General features: G+C 65.4%; 14 protein-coding genes. 6 read left to right on the plus strand and 8 right to left on the minus strand.

The window, feature by feature from the left end; genetic code table 11:
- Positions 1 to 65: 65 nt before the first annotated feature.
- From yidC to rpmH, 4 genes are all read right to left on the minus strand, one after another.
- Positions 66 to 1,760 carry a membrane protein insertase YidC gene (gene yidC, locus ACGLHS_RS21870; protein WP_093242288.1) on the minus strand — a complete coding sequence of 565 codons (1,695 nt, stop codon included), beginning with the start codon at positions 1,758 to 1,760 and terminating at the stop codon, positions 66 to 68.
- Positions 1,757 to 2,044 carry a membrane protein insertion efficiency factor YidD gene (yidD, locus tag ACGLHS_RS21875; RefSeq protein WP_056574909.1) on the minus strand — a complete coding sequence of 96 codons (288 nt, stop codon included), beginning with the start codon at positions 2,042 to 2,044 and terminating at the stop codon, positions 1,757 to 1,759. The genes yidC and yidD overlap by 4 nt, the downstream gene beginning before the upstream one ends.
- Positions 2,041 to 2,484, minus strand: coding sequence for a ribonuclease P protein component (locus tag ACGLHS_RS21880; RefSeq protein WP_394483541.1), 444 nt, complete (start codon positions 2,482 to 2,484; stop codon positions 2,041 to 2,043). Before ACGLHS_RS21880 ends, yidD begins: the two co-directional genes overlap by 4 nt.
- A gap of 95 nt (positions 2,485 to 2,579) precedes the next feature.
- On the minus strand, positions 2,580 to 2,714 hold the full coding sequence (gene rpmH / locus ACGLHS_RS21885) for a 50S ribosomal protein L34 (RefSeq protein ID WP_007834827.1): 135 nt from the start codon (positions 2,712 to 2,714) through the stop codon (positions 2,580 to 2,582).
- A gap of 307 nt (positions 2,715 to 3,021) precedes the next feature.
- Here rpmH and dnaA point away from each other — a divergent pair, with 307 nt between their 5' ends.
- From dnaA to gyrB, 3 genes are all read left to right on the plus strand, one after another.
- Entirely contained in the window at positions 3,022 to 4,401 is a 1,380-nt protein-coding gene (gene dnaA / locus ACGLHS_RS21890; RefSeq protein ID WP_093242284.1) for a chromosomal replication initiator protein DnaA, read from the plus strand.
- A 124-nt stretch (positions 4,402 to 4,525) separates the two neighbouring features.
- Positions 4,526 to 5,632 (plus strand): DNA polymerase III subunit beta, encoded by a 1,107-nt coding sequence (gene dnaN, locus ACGLHS_RS21895; RefSeq protein ID WP_093242281.1) that lies wholly within the window; start codon positions 4,526 to 4,528, stop codon positions 5,630 to 5,632.
- A 134-nt stretch (positions 5,633 to 5,766) separates the two neighbouring features.
- The gene (gene gyrB / locus ACGLHS_RS21900) at positions 5,767 to 8,388 is read left to right on the plus strand and encodes a DNA topoisomerase (ATP-hydrolyzing) subunit B (protein WP_093242278.1); all 2,622 of its coding nucleotides are present in this window, start codon (positions 5,767 to 5,769) and stop codon (positions 8,386 to 8,388) included.
- A gap of 62 nt (positions 8,389 to 8,450) precedes the next feature.
- Here the strand turns inward: gyrB and ACGLHS_RS21905 are convergent, their stop codons facing one another.
- Entirely contained in the window at positions 8,451 to 9,110 is a 660-nt protein-coding gene (locus ACGLHS_RS21905) for a hypothetical protein (protein WP_394483168.1), read from the minus strand.
- 436 nt (positions 9,111 to 9,546) lie between these two features.
- On the opposite strand from ACGLHS_RS21905, the gene ACGLHS_RS21910 reads away from it, so the two are divergent.
- From ACGLHS_RS21910 to ACGLHS_RS21920, 3 genes are all read left to right on the plus strand, one after another.
- Positions 9,547 to 10,062, plus strand: a complete 516-nt coding sequence (locus ACGLHS_RS21910; RefSeq protein ID WP_093242276.1) for a hypothetical protein — start codon at positions 9,547 to 9,549, stop codon at positions 10,060 to 10,062.
- A gap of 121 nt (positions 10,063 to 10,183) precedes the next feature.
- Positions 10,184 to 10,669, plus strand: a complete 486-nt coding sequence (locus ACGLHS_RS21915; RefSeq protein WP_394483170.1) for a hypothetical protein — start codon at positions 10,184 to 10,186, stop codon at positions 10,667 to 10,669.
- Between the two features lie 133 nt (positions 10,670 to 10,802).
- On the plus strand, positions 10,803 to 12,050 hold the full coding sequence (locus tag ACGLHS_RS21920) for a metallophosphoesterase (protein WP_394483172.1): 1,248 nt from the start codon (positions 10,803 to 10,805) through the stop codon (positions 12,048 to 12,050).
- A gap of 39 nt (positions 12,051 to 12,089) precedes the next feature.
- Here ACGLHS_RS21920 and ACGLHS_RS21925 read toward each other — a convergent pair whose 3' ends face one another.
- The 3 genes from ACGLHS_RS21925 to clsB form a co-directional block, all read right to left on the minus strand.
- Positions 12,090 to 12,587, minus strand: a complete 498-nt coding sequence (locus ACGLHS_RS21925; RefSeq protein ID WP_394483174.1) for a polyhydroxyalkanoate granule-associated phasin — start codon at positions 12,585 to 12,587, stop codon at positions 12,090 to 12,092.
- A gap of 147 nt (positions 12,588 to 12,734) precedes the next feature.
- Complete coding sequence (locus ACGLHS_RS21930) at positions 12,735 to 13,694, minus strand: lysylphosphatidylglycerol synthase domain-containing protein (RefSeq protein WP_394483176.1); 960 nt, start codon at positions 13,692 to 13,694, stop codon at positions 12,735 to 12,737.
- 19 nt (positions 13,695 to 13,713) lie between these two features.
- Positions 13,714 to 14,997 carry a cardiolipin synthase ClsB gene (clsB, locus tag ACGLHS_RS21935; protein WP_394483178.1) on the minus strand — a complete coding sequence of 428 codons (1,284 nt, stop codon included), beginning with the start codon at positions 14,995 to 14,997 and terminating at the stop codon, positions 13,714 to 13,716.
- Between the last annotated feature and the right edge of the window lies 1 nt (position 14,998).

Genomic DNA, 14,998 nt, shown 5'->3' on the forward strand with positions numbered 1-14,998 from the left:
ATTCTTTCAGCAAAAAGGGCCGCTTACGCGGCCCTTTGTCGGATGGCTGGAGGGGTGTGCGGCGACTACTTGGTGCCCAGCACGCCCAGCCGCTTGTTGATGAACCACTGCTGCGCGATCGACAGCACGTTGTTCGTGATCCAGTACAGCACCAGGCCGGCCGGGAAGAAGATGAACATCACGCTGAACGCGAGCGGCATGATCCACATCAGCTTGGCCTGCATCGGATCGGGTGGCGTCGGGTTGAGCCAGGTCTGGAACAGCGAAGTGGCCGTCATGACGATCGGCAGGATGTACCAGGGGTCCGGTGCCGACAGGTCGGTGATCCACAGAATCCAAGGCGCATGGCGCATTTCGACCGACGACAGCAGCACCCAGTAGAGCGCGATGAACACCGGGATCTGGATCACGATCGGGAAGCAGCCGCCCATCGGATTGACCTTCTCGGTCTTGTAGATCCGCATCATCTCCTGCTGCATTTCTTGCGGCTTGTCCTTCAGCCGCTCGCGCATTTCCATGATCTTGGGGTTGATGGCCTTCATCTTGGCCATGCTGGCGTAGGCCTTGGCGTTGAGCCAGTAGAAGGCCGCCTTCAGCAGCACCACCAGCGCCACGATCGACCAGCCCCAGTTGCCCAGGATGCCGTGCAGCTGGGTCAGCAGCCAGTACAGCGGCTTGGAGATGATCGCGAAGATGCCGTAGTCCTTCACCAGGTCCAGGCCCGGGGCGATGGCTTCGAGCTTCTTTTCTTCTTCAGGACCGGCGAACAGCGCGCTGTTCACGACTTGCGTGGCGCCCGGGGCGATCTTCGGCAGCGTGGCCACCATGGCCACGGTGAAGAGGTTGTCGCCCAGGTCCTTCACGCGGAACTCGCGGCGCAGTTGTTCGCTGGCCGGGTCGCCCTTGAGCAGCCAGGCCGACGCAAAGTAATGCTGCACCATCGCGATCCAGCCGTCGTTGGCCGGCGGCGGCGGTTCGATCTTGCCCTTGGCGATGTCCTTGAAGTCGAGCTTGTGGAACTTCTTCTCGTTGGTGTACGCGGCCGGGCCGGTGAAGGTGTTGGTGCCGAACATGGTGCCGGCAGCCACGGTGCCGTGACGCAGCAGCTGCAGGTACAACTGCGCGTCGCGCGGCTGGTCGCTCACGTTGATCACTTCGTGGCGCACGCCGATGACGTAGTCGCCGCGGTGGAACACGTAGGTCTTGATGTACTTCAGGCCGCCGACGGGTGCGCTCTCGAAGCTCACTTCCAGCGTGTTCTGGCCGTCGGCCATCTCGCGCGGACCGGCCTTCGGCGTCATCGGCGTCAGGTGGTTGGGGAAACGCTCACCGGTGTCGACCTGGTTCAGGAGGCCGGTCTGCGCCACATAGCGCGTGGCCGCCGAACCGTTCTCGAACAGCACGACACGCTTGGTGCGGTCGGCTTCGTCGTACTTCTGCAGCTCCAGGTGGTTGACCGTGGCGCCTTCGCTGTCGATCGTGGCCTTGAACAGGTCGGTGGTCACGGTGACCTGCTCGCGGGGAGCGGCCGCAGCGGCTTGCGTGGGCACGGCACCGGCGTTGCCGCCGGCGGCTCCGGAGGCGGTCGGCACGCCGTTGTTGGCGGCGGGCGTGCTGCCCGGGGCGGCGGCCACCGCGGCAGGCTTGCTCGACGGCAGGAAGGTCGGCTTGTTGCCGTTGAAGACCTGCCATTGGTCCCACAGCAGCACCAGCGAGAACCCAAAAATCACCCACAGGATCGTGCGGCGGATATCGTTCATGACGAAGACTTCTTGTCGGAGGAGAGAAGAGACGAAAACAGCGATCCTGACTTGTCAGTGCGACGCTGAGATTTCGGTGGAACCGGATCGTGGCCGCCCTGGCACCAGGGCTGGCAGCGCGCGATGCGGTGCAGAGTGAGGTAGCTGCCCTTGAGCGCGCCATGCACCTCGAGCGCCTCGATCGAATACACGGAGCAGGTCGGCGTGAAGCGGCACGACTGGCCGAGCCAGGGGCTCAGCAGCAGACGGTAGCCCTTCACGAGGCCGATCAGCAGGCGTTTCATGAGGAGGAGGAAGAAGAAGGCGCGGAAGGAGGGCGCTCGGAACGCTCGCGCGGCGGGGGCGCCGGCCGGGCGGCCCGCGCCAGCAACTGCTGGAGTTCGGCGCGAACGGCGGCCTTGAGCTTGTCCGAGGAGGCGCTCACGAATTCCTTGCGATCAAAGCCCGCGCGCAGCCGCACCACGTGCGCGGCACGAGGCAGGCCGACATCGGGCGCGGCGCTCACGGTATAGATCTGGCGCTTGATGGCGTTGCGCGTGACCGCGCGACGCGCCCAGCGCTTGGGCACCATGGCGCCCAGCCAGACATCGTCGGACGCGAACAACGGCTGTGCGCTCGATGCGAGATCGAGCGCACAGCGGTGCAATGCGAAATGAGCAGTGCGCGCCACGGTGGCACCTGCGAGGACGGCCTGGAATTGCGCGCGGGTCTTGAGCCGCTGCATGGAAGCCGGGCCGGGCACGCCGGGCACGCCGGACGCGTTGGCTGCGGGAGCCTGCGCTGGCGTGTCGGCTGCTGGCAACGGCAGGTGGGCTGCCGTCAGACAGCCAGGCGCTTGCGGCCCTTGGCGCGGCGTGCGTTGATGACGGCACGGCCGCCGCGGGTCTTCATGCGGACCAGGAAGCCGTGGGTACGGGCGCGGCGGACTTTGGAAGCTTGATAAGTGCGTTTCATGGTGATTTCCTAATTCCCTGTTCACGCTGATCCTTCGCATGTAAAGCATGAAGAACCTGCGGGGCGCCGGGGGAGCGTGTTTGGGATGGCCCCCGAAAGACGCAAGAGGTTTTCAGGGAAACCCGCAATTATCGCAAACATTGGCGCCCGGAACAATCTTCGACTGGATTTGCGGGCCTTTCACCATCTTCGGCAGCGTGTGGATAAGGTTTTGACAAGTTAGAATGCCGAGCGCCTTCCAGCAGAGAATATCCACAATACCTATACCAAGAAATGCCCGAAGGTTTCCTCACTTTTTCAAGCGCCCATGTCAACTGACGGCATCGGCGAGAGCCTCTGGCAGGCCTGCGTCGACCAGCTCGCGCAGGAGCTGTCCGAGCAACAGTTCAACACCTGGATCAAACCCCTGACAGCGCAGGTCGCCGACGACCTTTCGCGCATGACGGTGTTCGTTGCCAACCGCTTCAAGCTCGATTGGATCCGGGCCCAGTACGCCGGCAAGATCGCCGCCATGGCCGAGAAGATGTACGGCCAGCCGGTGGCCGTCGAGTTAGCGCTTGCTCCTCGCGAAGCGCCCGTACGTTCTGCCCCTGTGGCAGTCATGACCGAAACGGACGTGCCCCGCGACGTGGCCGGCCCCGGCGAAGAACCGGCGGCTGCCGGGTTCAAGAACCGCCTCAATTCCGGCCTCACTTTCGACACGCTGGTCGAGGGCACGGCCAACCGCATGGCGCGCGCCGCGGCCATGCACGTGGCCGGCATGCCGGGCCATCTTTACAACCCGCTTTTCATCTACGGCGGCGTCGGGCTGGGCAAGACCCACCTGATGCACGCTGTGGGTAACCGGCTGCTGGCCGACAAGCCGGATTCCAAAGTTCTCTACATCCACGCCGAGCAATTCGTGTCGGATGTGGTCAAAGCCTATCAGCGCAAGACTTTCGATGAGTTCAAGGAGCGCTACCACTCGCTCGATCTGTTGCTGATCGACGATGTGCAGTTCTTCGCCAACAAGGACCGGACGCAGGAAGAATTCTTCAACGCGTTCGAAGCCCTGCTCGCCAAGAAATCGCACATCGTGATGACCAGCGACACCTACCCGAAGGGCCTGGCCGACATCCACGAGCGGCTGGTTTCGCGTTTCGATTCGGGCCTCACGGTCGCCATCGAGCCGCCCGAACTCGAAATGCGCGTGGCCATCCTGATCAACAAGGCGCGCGCCGAATCGGCCGAAATGCCCGAGGAAGTGGCCTTCTTCGTCGCCAAGAACGTGCGCTCCAACGTGCGCGAGCTCGAAGGCGCGCTGCGCAAGATCCTGGCTTACTCGCGCTTCAACCAGAAAGAGATCTCGATCGCCCTGGCGCGCGAGGCGCTGCGCGACCTGCTGTCGATCCAGAATCGCCAGATCTCGGTCGAAAATATCCAGAAGACGGTGGCCGATTACTACAAGATCAAGGTCGCCGACATGTACAGCAAGAAACGCCCGGCCAGCATTGCGCGGCCGCGGCAGATCGCGATGTACCTGGCCAAGGAGCTCACGCAGAAAAGCCTGCCGGAAATCGGCGAGTTGTTCGGTGGGCGCGACCACACGACGGTGCTGCACGCGGTGCGCAAGATTTCGGGCGAGCGCCAGCAGCTCACCGAACTCAACCAGCAGCTCCACGTGCTCGAACAGACGCTCAAGGGCTGAAGCCGGATGTCGTTCAAAGTGTCCCTTCGGACAGCGGAGAATGGCGCCTTCGACGGGGCGGGTGAGGCCTCGATCTACGACCACCAGGCAGATTCAAAGAGATAAAGAGAAGAGGTAAGCAGACATGATCGTTTTGAAGGCAAACCAAGACAAAGTCCTCGCCGCGCTGCAGTCGGTGGCGGGCATCGTGGAGCGGCGCCATACCCTGCCGATCCTGGCGAACGTGCTGATCCGCAAGACCGGTGGCCAGCTGCAGCTGACGACCAGCGACCTCGAAATCCAGATTCGCACCACCGCCGAGCTCGGTGGCGACGAAGGCAACTTCACCACGACCATCGGCGCGCGCAAGCTGATCGACATCCTGCGCACCATGCCTTCGGACCAGACCGTGAGCCTCGAATCGAGCGCTAGCAAGCTGGTGCTCAAGGGTGGCAAGAGCCGCTTCACGCTGCAGTCGCTGCCCGCCGAAGACTTTCCGCTCGTGCAAGAGGCCGCCAATTTCGGCCCCGTGTTCAGCGTGCCGCAAAAGACGCTGAAAGACCTGCTCTCGCAAGTCTCGTTCGCGATGGCCGTGCACGACATCCGCTACTACCTGAACGGCATCCTGTTCGTGGCCGAAGGCAAGCAGCTGAGCCTGGTGGCCACCGACGGCCACCGCCTGGCTTTCTCGTCGGCCACGCTCGACGTCGAAGTGCCGCGCCAAGAAGTGATCCTGCCGCGCAAGACCGTGCTCGAAATGCAGCGCCTGCTGTCTGATGCCGAAGGCGCCATCGAGATGCAGTTTGCGAACAACCAGGCCAAGTTCAGCTTCGGCGGCATGGAGTTCGTCACGAAGCTGGTCGAGGGCAAGTTCCCTGACTACAACCGCGTGATTCCGAAGAACCACAAGAACACCGTCACGCTGGGCCGCGCGCCGCTGCTGGCCAGCCTGCAGCGCACCGCCATCCTGACAAGCGAAAAGTTCAAGGGCGTGCGCCTGAACATCGAGCCGGGCACGCTGCGCATTGCATCGAACAACGCCGAGCAGGAAGAAGCGCAGGACGAACTCGACATCGACTACGGCGGCGACGCCATCGAGATCGGCTTCAACGTGACCTACCTGATCGACGCGCTGTCGAACATGGACCAGGACATGGTCAAGCTGGACCTTGCCGATTCGAACAGCTCGGCCTTGTTAACCATCCCCGAGAACGCATCTTTCAAGTACGTCGTGATGCCGATGCGTATCTAGAAGACACACCACACAGCGCCTTGCGCACACAGCCCGCGGCCCTCCGCGGGTTTGCGCTTTAAAGAGGCGGCGAAATGAGCTTTTGAGAGCCCGAAAAATCACGTGAATGCCGTGAGAGATAGAGGAATATCCGAATGAGTGCAGAAGAAAACAAGCCCGAAGTGCCGCACACCGAGCCGGTCTACACCCCTGAGATCCAGGTCGTGGCGCCCGAAGGCATACCCGCCGACACCAGCTACGGCGAAGGCTCGATCACGATCCTCGAAGGGCTTGAGGCCGTGCGCAAGCGCCCCGGCATGTACATCGGCGACACCTCCGACGGCACCGGCCTGCATCACCTGGTTTTCGAAGTCGTCGACAACTCCATCGACGAAGCGCTCGCGGGCCATTGCGACGACATCGTCGTGACCATCCACAGCGACAACTCGATCTCGGTCACCGACAACGGCCGCGGCATTCCCACCGGCGTGAAGATGGACGACAAGCACGAGCCCAAGCGCTCGGCCGCTGAAATCGCGCTCACCGAACTGCACGCGGGCGGCAAGTTCAACCAGAACAGCTACAAGGTCTCGGGCGGCCTGCACGGCGTGGGCGTGTCCTGCGTGAACGCGCTGAGCGTGAAGCTGCGCCTGATCGTGCGCCGCGAAGGCAAGATCCACGAACTCGAATTCAGCCGCGGCTTCGTGCAGAACCGCTTGCTCGAAACCGTGAACGGCTTCGAGGTCTCGCCCATGAAGATCATCGGCGACACCGACAAGCGCGGCACCGAGGTGCACTTCCTGCCCGACACGGAAATCTTCAAGGAAAACAACGATTTCCACTACGAGATCCTGTCCAAGCGCCTGCGCGAGCTGAGCTTCCTGAACAACGGCGTGCGCATCCGCCTGAAGGACGAGCGCACCGGCAAGGAAGACGACTTCTCGGGCGCCGGCGGCGTGCGCGGCTTCGTGGAGTTCATCAACAAGGGCAAGACCGTCCTGCATCCGAACTCGTTCTATGCGGCGGGCGAGAAGCCGGCCGACACCTACGGCGGCATCCCCGGCACGCACATCGGCGTCGAAGTCGCGATGCAGTGGAACAGCGGCTACAACGAGCAGGTGCTGTGCTTCACCAACAACATCCCTCAGCGTGACGGCGGCACCCACCTCACGGGCCTGCGCGCCGCGATGACGCGCGTCATCAACAAGTACATCGAAGAGAACGAGTTGGCCAAGAAGGCCAAGGTCGAAGTCACCGGCGACGACATGCGCGAAGGCCTGTGCTGCGTGCTGAGCGTGAAGGTGCCCGAGCCCAAGTTCTCGAGCCAGACCAAGGACAAGCTGGTGTCCAGCGAAGTGCGCGCGCCGGTGGAAGACATCGTCGGCCGCCTGCTGACCGACTACCTGCAGGAGCGCCCGAACGACGCCAAGATCATCTGCGGCAAGATCATCGAGGCCGCCCGCGCCCGCGAAGCCGCCCGCAAGGCCCGCGAAATGACGCGCCGCAAGGGCGTGCTCGACGGCATGGGCCTGCCCGGCAAGCTGGCCGACTGCCAGGAAAAAGATCCGGCGCTGTGCGAGGTCTACCTGGTGGAGGGTGACTCCGCCGGCGGCTCCGCCAAGCAGGGCCGCGACCGGAAGTTCCAGGCCATCCTGCCGCTGCGCGGCAAGATCCTGAACGTCGAGAAGGCACGCTACGAGAAGCTGCTGACCAGCAACGAAATCCTGACGATGATTACCGCGCTGGGCACCGGCATCGGCCGCGCCGGCGCGAGCACGGCGGGCGGCGGCGCCGACGACTTCAACGTCGCCAAGCTGCGCTACCACCGCATCATCATCATGACCGACGCCGACGTTGACGGCGCCCACATCCGCACGCTGCTGCTCACCTTCTTCTACCGGCAAATGCCGGAGCTGGTCGAGCGTGGCCACATCTACATCGCACAGCCGCCGCTCTACAAGGTGAAGGTCGGCAAGGAAGAGCAGTACCTGAAGGACGGCCCCGCGCTCGACGCCTTCCTGCTCAAGGTGGCGCTGAAGGACGCGAGCCTCCAGACCGGTGGCACGAATTCCACCACGCTGAGCGGCGACACCCTGGGCGAGCTGGCGCGCAAGCACCAGGTGGCCGAAGCCGTGATCGCGCGCCTGCGCAACTTCATGGATGCCGAAGCCCTGCGCGCCATCGCCGATGGCGTGGCGCTCGACCTCGACACCACGCCCGCGGCCGAAGCCTCGGCCGTCGCGCTGCAGGCCAAGCTGCGCGAGCTCAACACCACCGGCGTGCCGGCCGAGGTGACGAGCGAATTCGACGCCCGCACCGACAAGCCGCTGCTGCGCATCAGCCGCCGCCATCACGGCAACATCAAGAGCAGCGTGCTCACGCAGGACTTCGTGCACGGCGCCGACTACGCGGCATTGGCCGAGGCCGCCAACACCTTCCGCGGCCTGCTGAGCCCCGAAGGCGCGCTGGTCAAGCGCGGCGAAGGCGAGCGTGCCAAGGAAGAAAAGGTCGACGACTTCCGCCAGGCCATGAAGTGGCTGATCGGCGAAGCCGAGCGCGCCACCTCGCGCCAGCGCTACAAGGGCCTGGGCGAAATGAACCCCGAGCAGCTGTGGGAAACCACCATGGACCCGACCGTGCGCCGCCTGCTGCGCGTGCAGATCGACGACGCGATCGAAGCAGACCGCGTGTTCACGATGCTGATGGGCGATGAAGTGGAACCGCGTCGGGAGTTCATCGAGCAGAACGCGCTGCGGGCTGCGAACATCGACGTCTGATCCGGATGCCGGCTGGACCCGGTCGGCCATACCGGGTCGCCTTCAGCTGAACGTCGCCGCCGCTACGGGCAGCCCAGCCTGAACTGCCTGTCTCGCAGGCGTTTGCGCTCATCGCGCAGCCCGTCTTGCGAGTACATGCCTTGCGGTTGGCGCGCGGCGGCGTCGATCGACTTGATCCGCTCGACAAGGTCGCTGCATTCGGCCATCGCGTTGGCAGCGTTTTGCGCCACTTGCCGCTCGTACTGCTGCTGTTGCGCGGCGATGGCCGCGTTGTTCCGGTTCGATGCCTCGCGCTGCTCGAGGCTCATGCCGTCCGCCAGATTCACGTCGCGCTGCAGCCGGACTGTCGTCGGGCGCGAGCCTTCGGGGCAGGGGCCGTCCGAGTAGGCGGCCTTGCCCGATGGCGTCAGGCACTTGGTCACTTCGAAGGTATCGGGCGTTGCGGCACGCGGGGAGGTCTCGGGCGGGGTGGGCACGGAGCGTGCCGTTGCCGAAGTCGGGCTCTCGGCCGGAGAACCTGCGGTCGACGCATCGGATGGCCGCGCCGCGCGCTGCTGCGCCAACAACCACTCGGCGCCGAGATAGAGCAGGTACACCGTCAGCACTGCCAGCACCAGCCACAGCACCCCATGGCGCTCCGGCTTCGGCCGCAGGCGCTGTTCCCACGCCGTCATCGCTTCGCGGCGCTCTTGCAGCGGATCGGGTTGGTCTTCGGGGCTCATGGCCCTGCAGTATCTACGCTGATGCGAACTCGCCGACGCCGCGCAAGACGGGGCCGGCCAACGCTTCAGCGCGCTTCGGAACTGGCCCACGGGGCGCCCGCCTCCTTGAACGCCTTCGCCGTCGATCCAACGACCGGGCGAAAGCCTCTTTTCTGCGCCCAAGTCCGCTCTTGCCCGCGCCCCATGCACCGCCGCAAGCCCGGATCCATGCGCAAACCCCGAATCGCACCCCAAACACCGCATCTCAGGGTTTCCGTGAGGTGACCGTCATGAAATTGACTTCTCCCGCGTCACACGGTCGTCACCAGCTATGAAAACAATAGCATTCAACTTTCGACCGAGGATCCTTCCTCGTAAACGCTATATCTAGCCCGACTCTTGCTAAGCAAAATCCTCGACGGATTTCACGTCACGCAAGATCGAGGACCACACAGCAATGAACCCATCGCGTCTCCGGCGGCCTCTGGCCGCGCTGGTACTGGGCGGTACAACAGCATTCCTCGGGGCCATGTCTTCGGCCCACGCGTTCTCGAACCCGCCCATCCAGGTGGCGCAGGGCATCGAATACATGTGCGGCGGCACCGCCAAGGACGAAGCCGCCTTCATGGAAATGGTGTCGCCGCGCTGGGCCGCCACCATCGAATTCGGCGTGAGCGACGGCAAGGGCGCGCAGCAGCCGGGCTTTCCGGCCAAGGCGCTGATCGAGGTCCGCCAGAAGTACACCGGCCAGGTCGTGATGGACGTGCAATCGCAGGGGCCGTACATGCTCGCGCGCCTCAATCCGGGCGCCTACGACGTGAACGTGACGTTGGGCGGGCTGACGCTCACGCAGTCGCTGGTGGTGATTGCCGGGATGCCGGCGCGCGCGTCCTTCGTCTGGCCGTCGAATTTCGACATGGCCTCGGTCACGCCGCCGTTGCCGCAGGCGCTGGCGCAGACAGCCGCGCGTTGATCCAGCAGTGACCCGGGCGCCCCCGCGCGGCGTGCCTGCGGTCGGTCAGACTTTCCTAAGCCGTGCGCCGCACAGTGGCGACGTGGCCTCTTGCCACAAAGACAAGGAAAGGATCCAGACCATGACCTCCCGTTTCCCATCGCGCACGCGGCCGCTGGCGGCTGCCATGCTGTTCGGCGCCGTCCTGCTGGGAGCGCTCTCGTCGGCCCACGCGACGGTGAACCCGCCGATCTACATGACGCACGGCGTCGAATACATGAGCGGCGGCATCGGCAGCGATGAAGCGCAACTGATGGAAACGGTGTCGCCACGCTGGCCCGCGACCTTCGAGTTCGCGGTCAAGGATCACAAGGGCGCAGATTTCGCGGCCAACGTGCACGTGACCGTGCGCGACGGCAGCGGCACGGCGCTGCTCGACAACGTGGTGTCCGGTGGACCGTTCATGGTGGCGCGGCTGGACCCGGGCAACTACGAGGTCGAGGCGCGGCTCGGCAGCCAGGTGCTCAAGCAGCCGCTGCATGTGCTGCCGGGCGCCGCCGCCAAGGCCACGTTCGTGTGGCCGGCGGGCACCGACATGGCTTCGGCCGGCACGCGCGCGGTGCAGTAGCGCGGTGAAAGTGGGCGCAGGCATCGGTTCCTGCGGATGCCGGCCCATGGGCTTTCTTTGGCTACAACGCCCGCTATCCGGGCGCCTTGCGCTATAGAAAAAATAGCGATTGCGAGGCCTTCGGGCGCCTTGAATGTGCGGCATGCGCCTTGCAGATGGTGTATCCCGGGCAGTGCCCGAACCCATTGCCCCGATGCCGATCCGTCCCCTGAGCGCCCTGACCGCGCTGTTGCACGTCTATATCGCGCTGCGCCTGCTGCCCGCGCTGGCCGTGCTCACGCCCGCATGGCCGCTGGCGCTGCTCGCGCTGGTGGTGTCGGCGGCGACGATTCCCTTGCCCTTCGTGTCGCGCCGCATCGGGCGCCGCGGGTCAACGGACGAAGTGCTCAAGTGGGTCGGCCTGATCAGCATGGGCTGGTTCTCGTCGATGTTCGTGCTGACGCTGGTGCGCGATGGCGGCCTGCTGCTCGCCTGGCTGGCCAGCGCGCTGGGCGGCCTGCAGGTGCCGTGGAACGCGCTGCGGCCGTGGAGTGCGCTGGCGGTGCTGGCCATGGCCACGGCGACGTCGCTGATCGGCTTCATCAACGCGCGCCGCACGGCCGGCGTGAAGCGGGTGGACGTGCCGATCCGCGGCCTGCCGCAAGCGCTGGAAGGCTTCACGATCGCGCAACTGAGCGACATCCACGTGGGCCCGACGATCAAGAGCGCCTACATCCAGCGCATCGTCGACGCGGTCAACCGGCTGGGTGCCGACACCATCGCGATCACCGGTGACCTGGTGGACGGCAGCGTGCCCGAGCTGCGCGAGCACATCGCGCCACTGGCCGGGCTGCGCGCGCGCCACGGCACCTTCGTGGTCACGGGCAACCACGAGTACTACGCGGGTGCGCACGCCTGGATCGACGAGCTGCGCCGGCTCGGCCTGAAGGTGCTGCTGAACGAGCACGTGGTGCTGCAGACGCGCAACGTGCGCGGCGCGCAGACCGACGAAGAGCTGTTCGAAAGCGCGCTGGTCCTGGCCGGCGTGACCGACTTCACCGCCGGGCATTTCGACGCGGCGCACGCCAGCGACCCGCACCTTGCGCTGTTCGACGCGCCGCCGCTGGTGCACACCCGCGTGCTGCTCGCGCACCAGCCGCGCAGCGCGCCGCTCGCGGCGGCGGCGGGCTACCAGCTGCAGCTGTCGGGCCACACGCATGGCGGCCAGTTCTTTCCGTGGAATCTCTTCGTGCCGATGCAGCAGCCCTTCACGGCGGGTCTGCACCGGTTGCATGACATGTGGATCTACGTGAGCCGGGGCACCGGCTACTGGGGCCCGCCGAAGCGCTTTGGCGCGCCTTCTGAAATCACGCTGCTGACGCTGGTGCCTGCGCGGGCCTGAGCGTCGTCGTCTTTCTCTCCGCCTCTTCTTTCTTCTCCGTCAGGACTGCAGCCCGGCCAGCCGCCGCGCGTTCGACGTGGCCGCGGCATGGATGGGCTTGAGCCCTTCGCGTGCGATGCGGGCCGCAGCGCCCGACAGCTGACCCGCCGTGGAGGCCGTGCGCGTCGTGGCCCGCACGAAAGCGTCGCTGCGCGCGGCCGCTTGCGCCGGCGTAACGCTGCCGGCCATCGAGAAGAAAGCGGTCGTGCTCTGGAGCCATTGCTGCAAGGCGCGGTTGGCCAGCGAGAAATGGCTGTTGTGCCACTGTTTGGCCATCGCCATGCCCGACTCGCTCGCGGCCGCGAGCTTCTCCTGGCCCATGAGCTGAAACTCCGCCAGGTCGGCCGCGCTGGGCGTGAGCCCGGCCAGGGCGATGCGCTCGGTCCGCATGCGGATCACCGAGCCGGAAGAGAGCAGCATCTCGTGGGTCTTGATGGCCAGATCGGCCCATTGCATCAGCGGATTGGCAAGGCGGGCAGCAGAAGTAAGAGATGACATGGCAGGCGTGGCGCGTGGAGGTGGACCCACTATAGGCTTCGTGGGTTTCGATTGCTGCAGCGCAACAAAAACGCTCGTTTTCAGTGAACAAGTCGTGCATTTCAGGGCCCCAAATGTGCGCTGATCGCACGCTCTCGGCCCACAAAGTTACGAATGGCCTGCACGCAACCGCCTGGCCCGCATTTCGGTGACCAGATAACCCAGCGTCGCCACGGCCAGCGGCAGCAGGTAGTAAAGGCCGCGATAGGCGAGCAACGCGCCGAGCAGTTTCGTTTCGGCCACCTGATGCGACAGCAGCGCCACGAACACGGCCTCGAGCACACCGAGCCCCGCCGGCACATGCGTGACGACACCGGCCACCGCCGCCACCAGCAGCACCGCGAGCACCTGCGGATAGTCGACCCGGCCCTGCAGCAGAAGCCAGATCACGCCCCCCATCAGCGACCAGTTGAGGCACGACATCGCCAACTGCAGCAGCGCCATCGACAACCCGGGCGCGCGGAATTCATGCCCGCGCACGCGCCAGACGCGCCCCTTCGAAAGAGCACACAGCGCCACATAGGCAACCGCCAGCAGCAGCAACACAGCGCCGAGAACGCGCAGCCCTTCGTTGTCGATCTTCCAGTCGGGCGGCAGTGCCAGCGGCCAGAAACAGAAAGCCGCACCCGCCACGACGAGATAGCCCAGCCAGTTGGTCAGCATGCTGAAGCCGAGCACGCGCGTGATGGTCTCGTTGCCCAGCCCCAGGCGCGAATAGAGCCGGTAGCGAAACGCCACGCCGCCGACCAGCGAACCCAGGTTGAGATTGAAGGCGTAGCTGATGAAGGTCACGCCCATCACCGTGCCGGTGCCGAGCCCGTGCTTCGTCAAGTGCCGGCCCAGCAGGTCGTAGGTGCTGTAGAGCGCGAAGCTGCAGGCCGCCAATGCGCCCGCTGCGAACAAGGTGGATGCGGGCAGCGCGCGGATGGCATCGAGCACCTCGTCCCACGCGATGGTGCGCGCCTGCTTCACGAGCAGCCATGCGATCAGCCCGAAGAAGCCCCACATCGCCGCGCGGCGGGCCCAGGGCCACCACGACCGGCGGGTGAGGGCTATCGCCGCGCTCATGTCGAATCCGGCGTCCGCGTCAGGCCGCTTCCGTGTGCGTGGCACCACCACCGGCCGGGGTGCTGGTGCCGGTGTCGCGGCGGCTGGCGAGGTCGGTGGCCTCGGCGGGTGTCAGGCGTGGCACGTGGCGCGGCAGCCGGCCCAGCAGCGCCGGGTACCAACGCAGGATGTGGAACACGAAAAAGCTGCGCACCAGTCGCCAGCCGCTCCATTCGCTCGCCAGGTCCGCCGTGTCGATCTGCTTGCAGCTGTGCTGCATCAGCCGGTCCATGCGCTCCCACAGCACGCGGTTGAAGGCCGCATCGCGCACCACCACATTGGCTTCGAGGTTGAGCGACAGGCTCAGCGGGTCGAGGTTGCTCGACCCCACGGTGCTCCACTGGCCGTCCATCAGCGCGACCTTGCCGTGCAGCGGCCGGTCGCAGTACTCGTAGATGCGAACGCCCGCGTGCAGCAGGTGGTGATACAGCATGCTTGCGGCCGTCTTGACGATCGGCATGTCGGGCTCGCCCTGCAGGATCAGCCGAACATCCACACCGCGCCGCGCCGCACGCCGCAGTTCCTTGATGAGCCGGTAGCCCGGAAAGAAGTACGCATTGGCGATCACGATGCGTTCGCGCGCGGCGCGAATCGCCGCGCGGTAGTGGCGCTCGATGTCGTTGGTGTGGCGCCGGTTGTCCCGCGTGACGAACATCGCGTCGACTTCGCCAGCGTGGCTGCCGGCCACGCGCGGCGCCAGCCGCAGCCGACGGCGGAACCAGCCCGCGCCCTTGCCGCCGAGCGCGATGGCGCGCAGCACGAACTGATGGATCTCCGCGACGATCGGCCCCGTGAGCTCGACTGCATAGTCCTGCTTGGCCTTCGGGCCGAAGTCGAGCAGATGGTCGGCCGAATAGTTGATGCCGCCGACAAAGGCGCGCTCGCCGTCGATCACCACGATCTTGCGATGCATGCGGCGAAACACGTTGAGCCGCTGGCCCATGAAGCGTTGGCCCGGGTCGAACACCCGCACCTTCACGCCGGCCGAGGTGAGCCCTTCGATGAACTCGCGCGAGAGATCGGGCGAGCCGAAGCCGTCGATCATCAGGTCGACCTTCACGCCGCGCTCGGCCGCAAAGCGCAGGGCGGCGTGCAATTGCAGGCCGACCTTGTCTTCGAACAGGATGAAGGTCTCGACGATCACTTCGCGCTGCGCCTGCCGGATGGTGTCGAACACGCGCGGAAAGAACTGCTCGCCGTTTTCCAGCAGCTCGATGCGGTTGCCGCCGATCCAGTGGTTGTCGTTGTTGCTGTTGTTGTTCATG

This window comes from Variovorax sp. VaC1 (genome assembly GCF_043658315.1).
Classification (GTDB): Bacteria; Pseudomonadota; Gammaproteobacteria; order Burkholderiales; family Burkholderiaceae_C; genus Variovorax.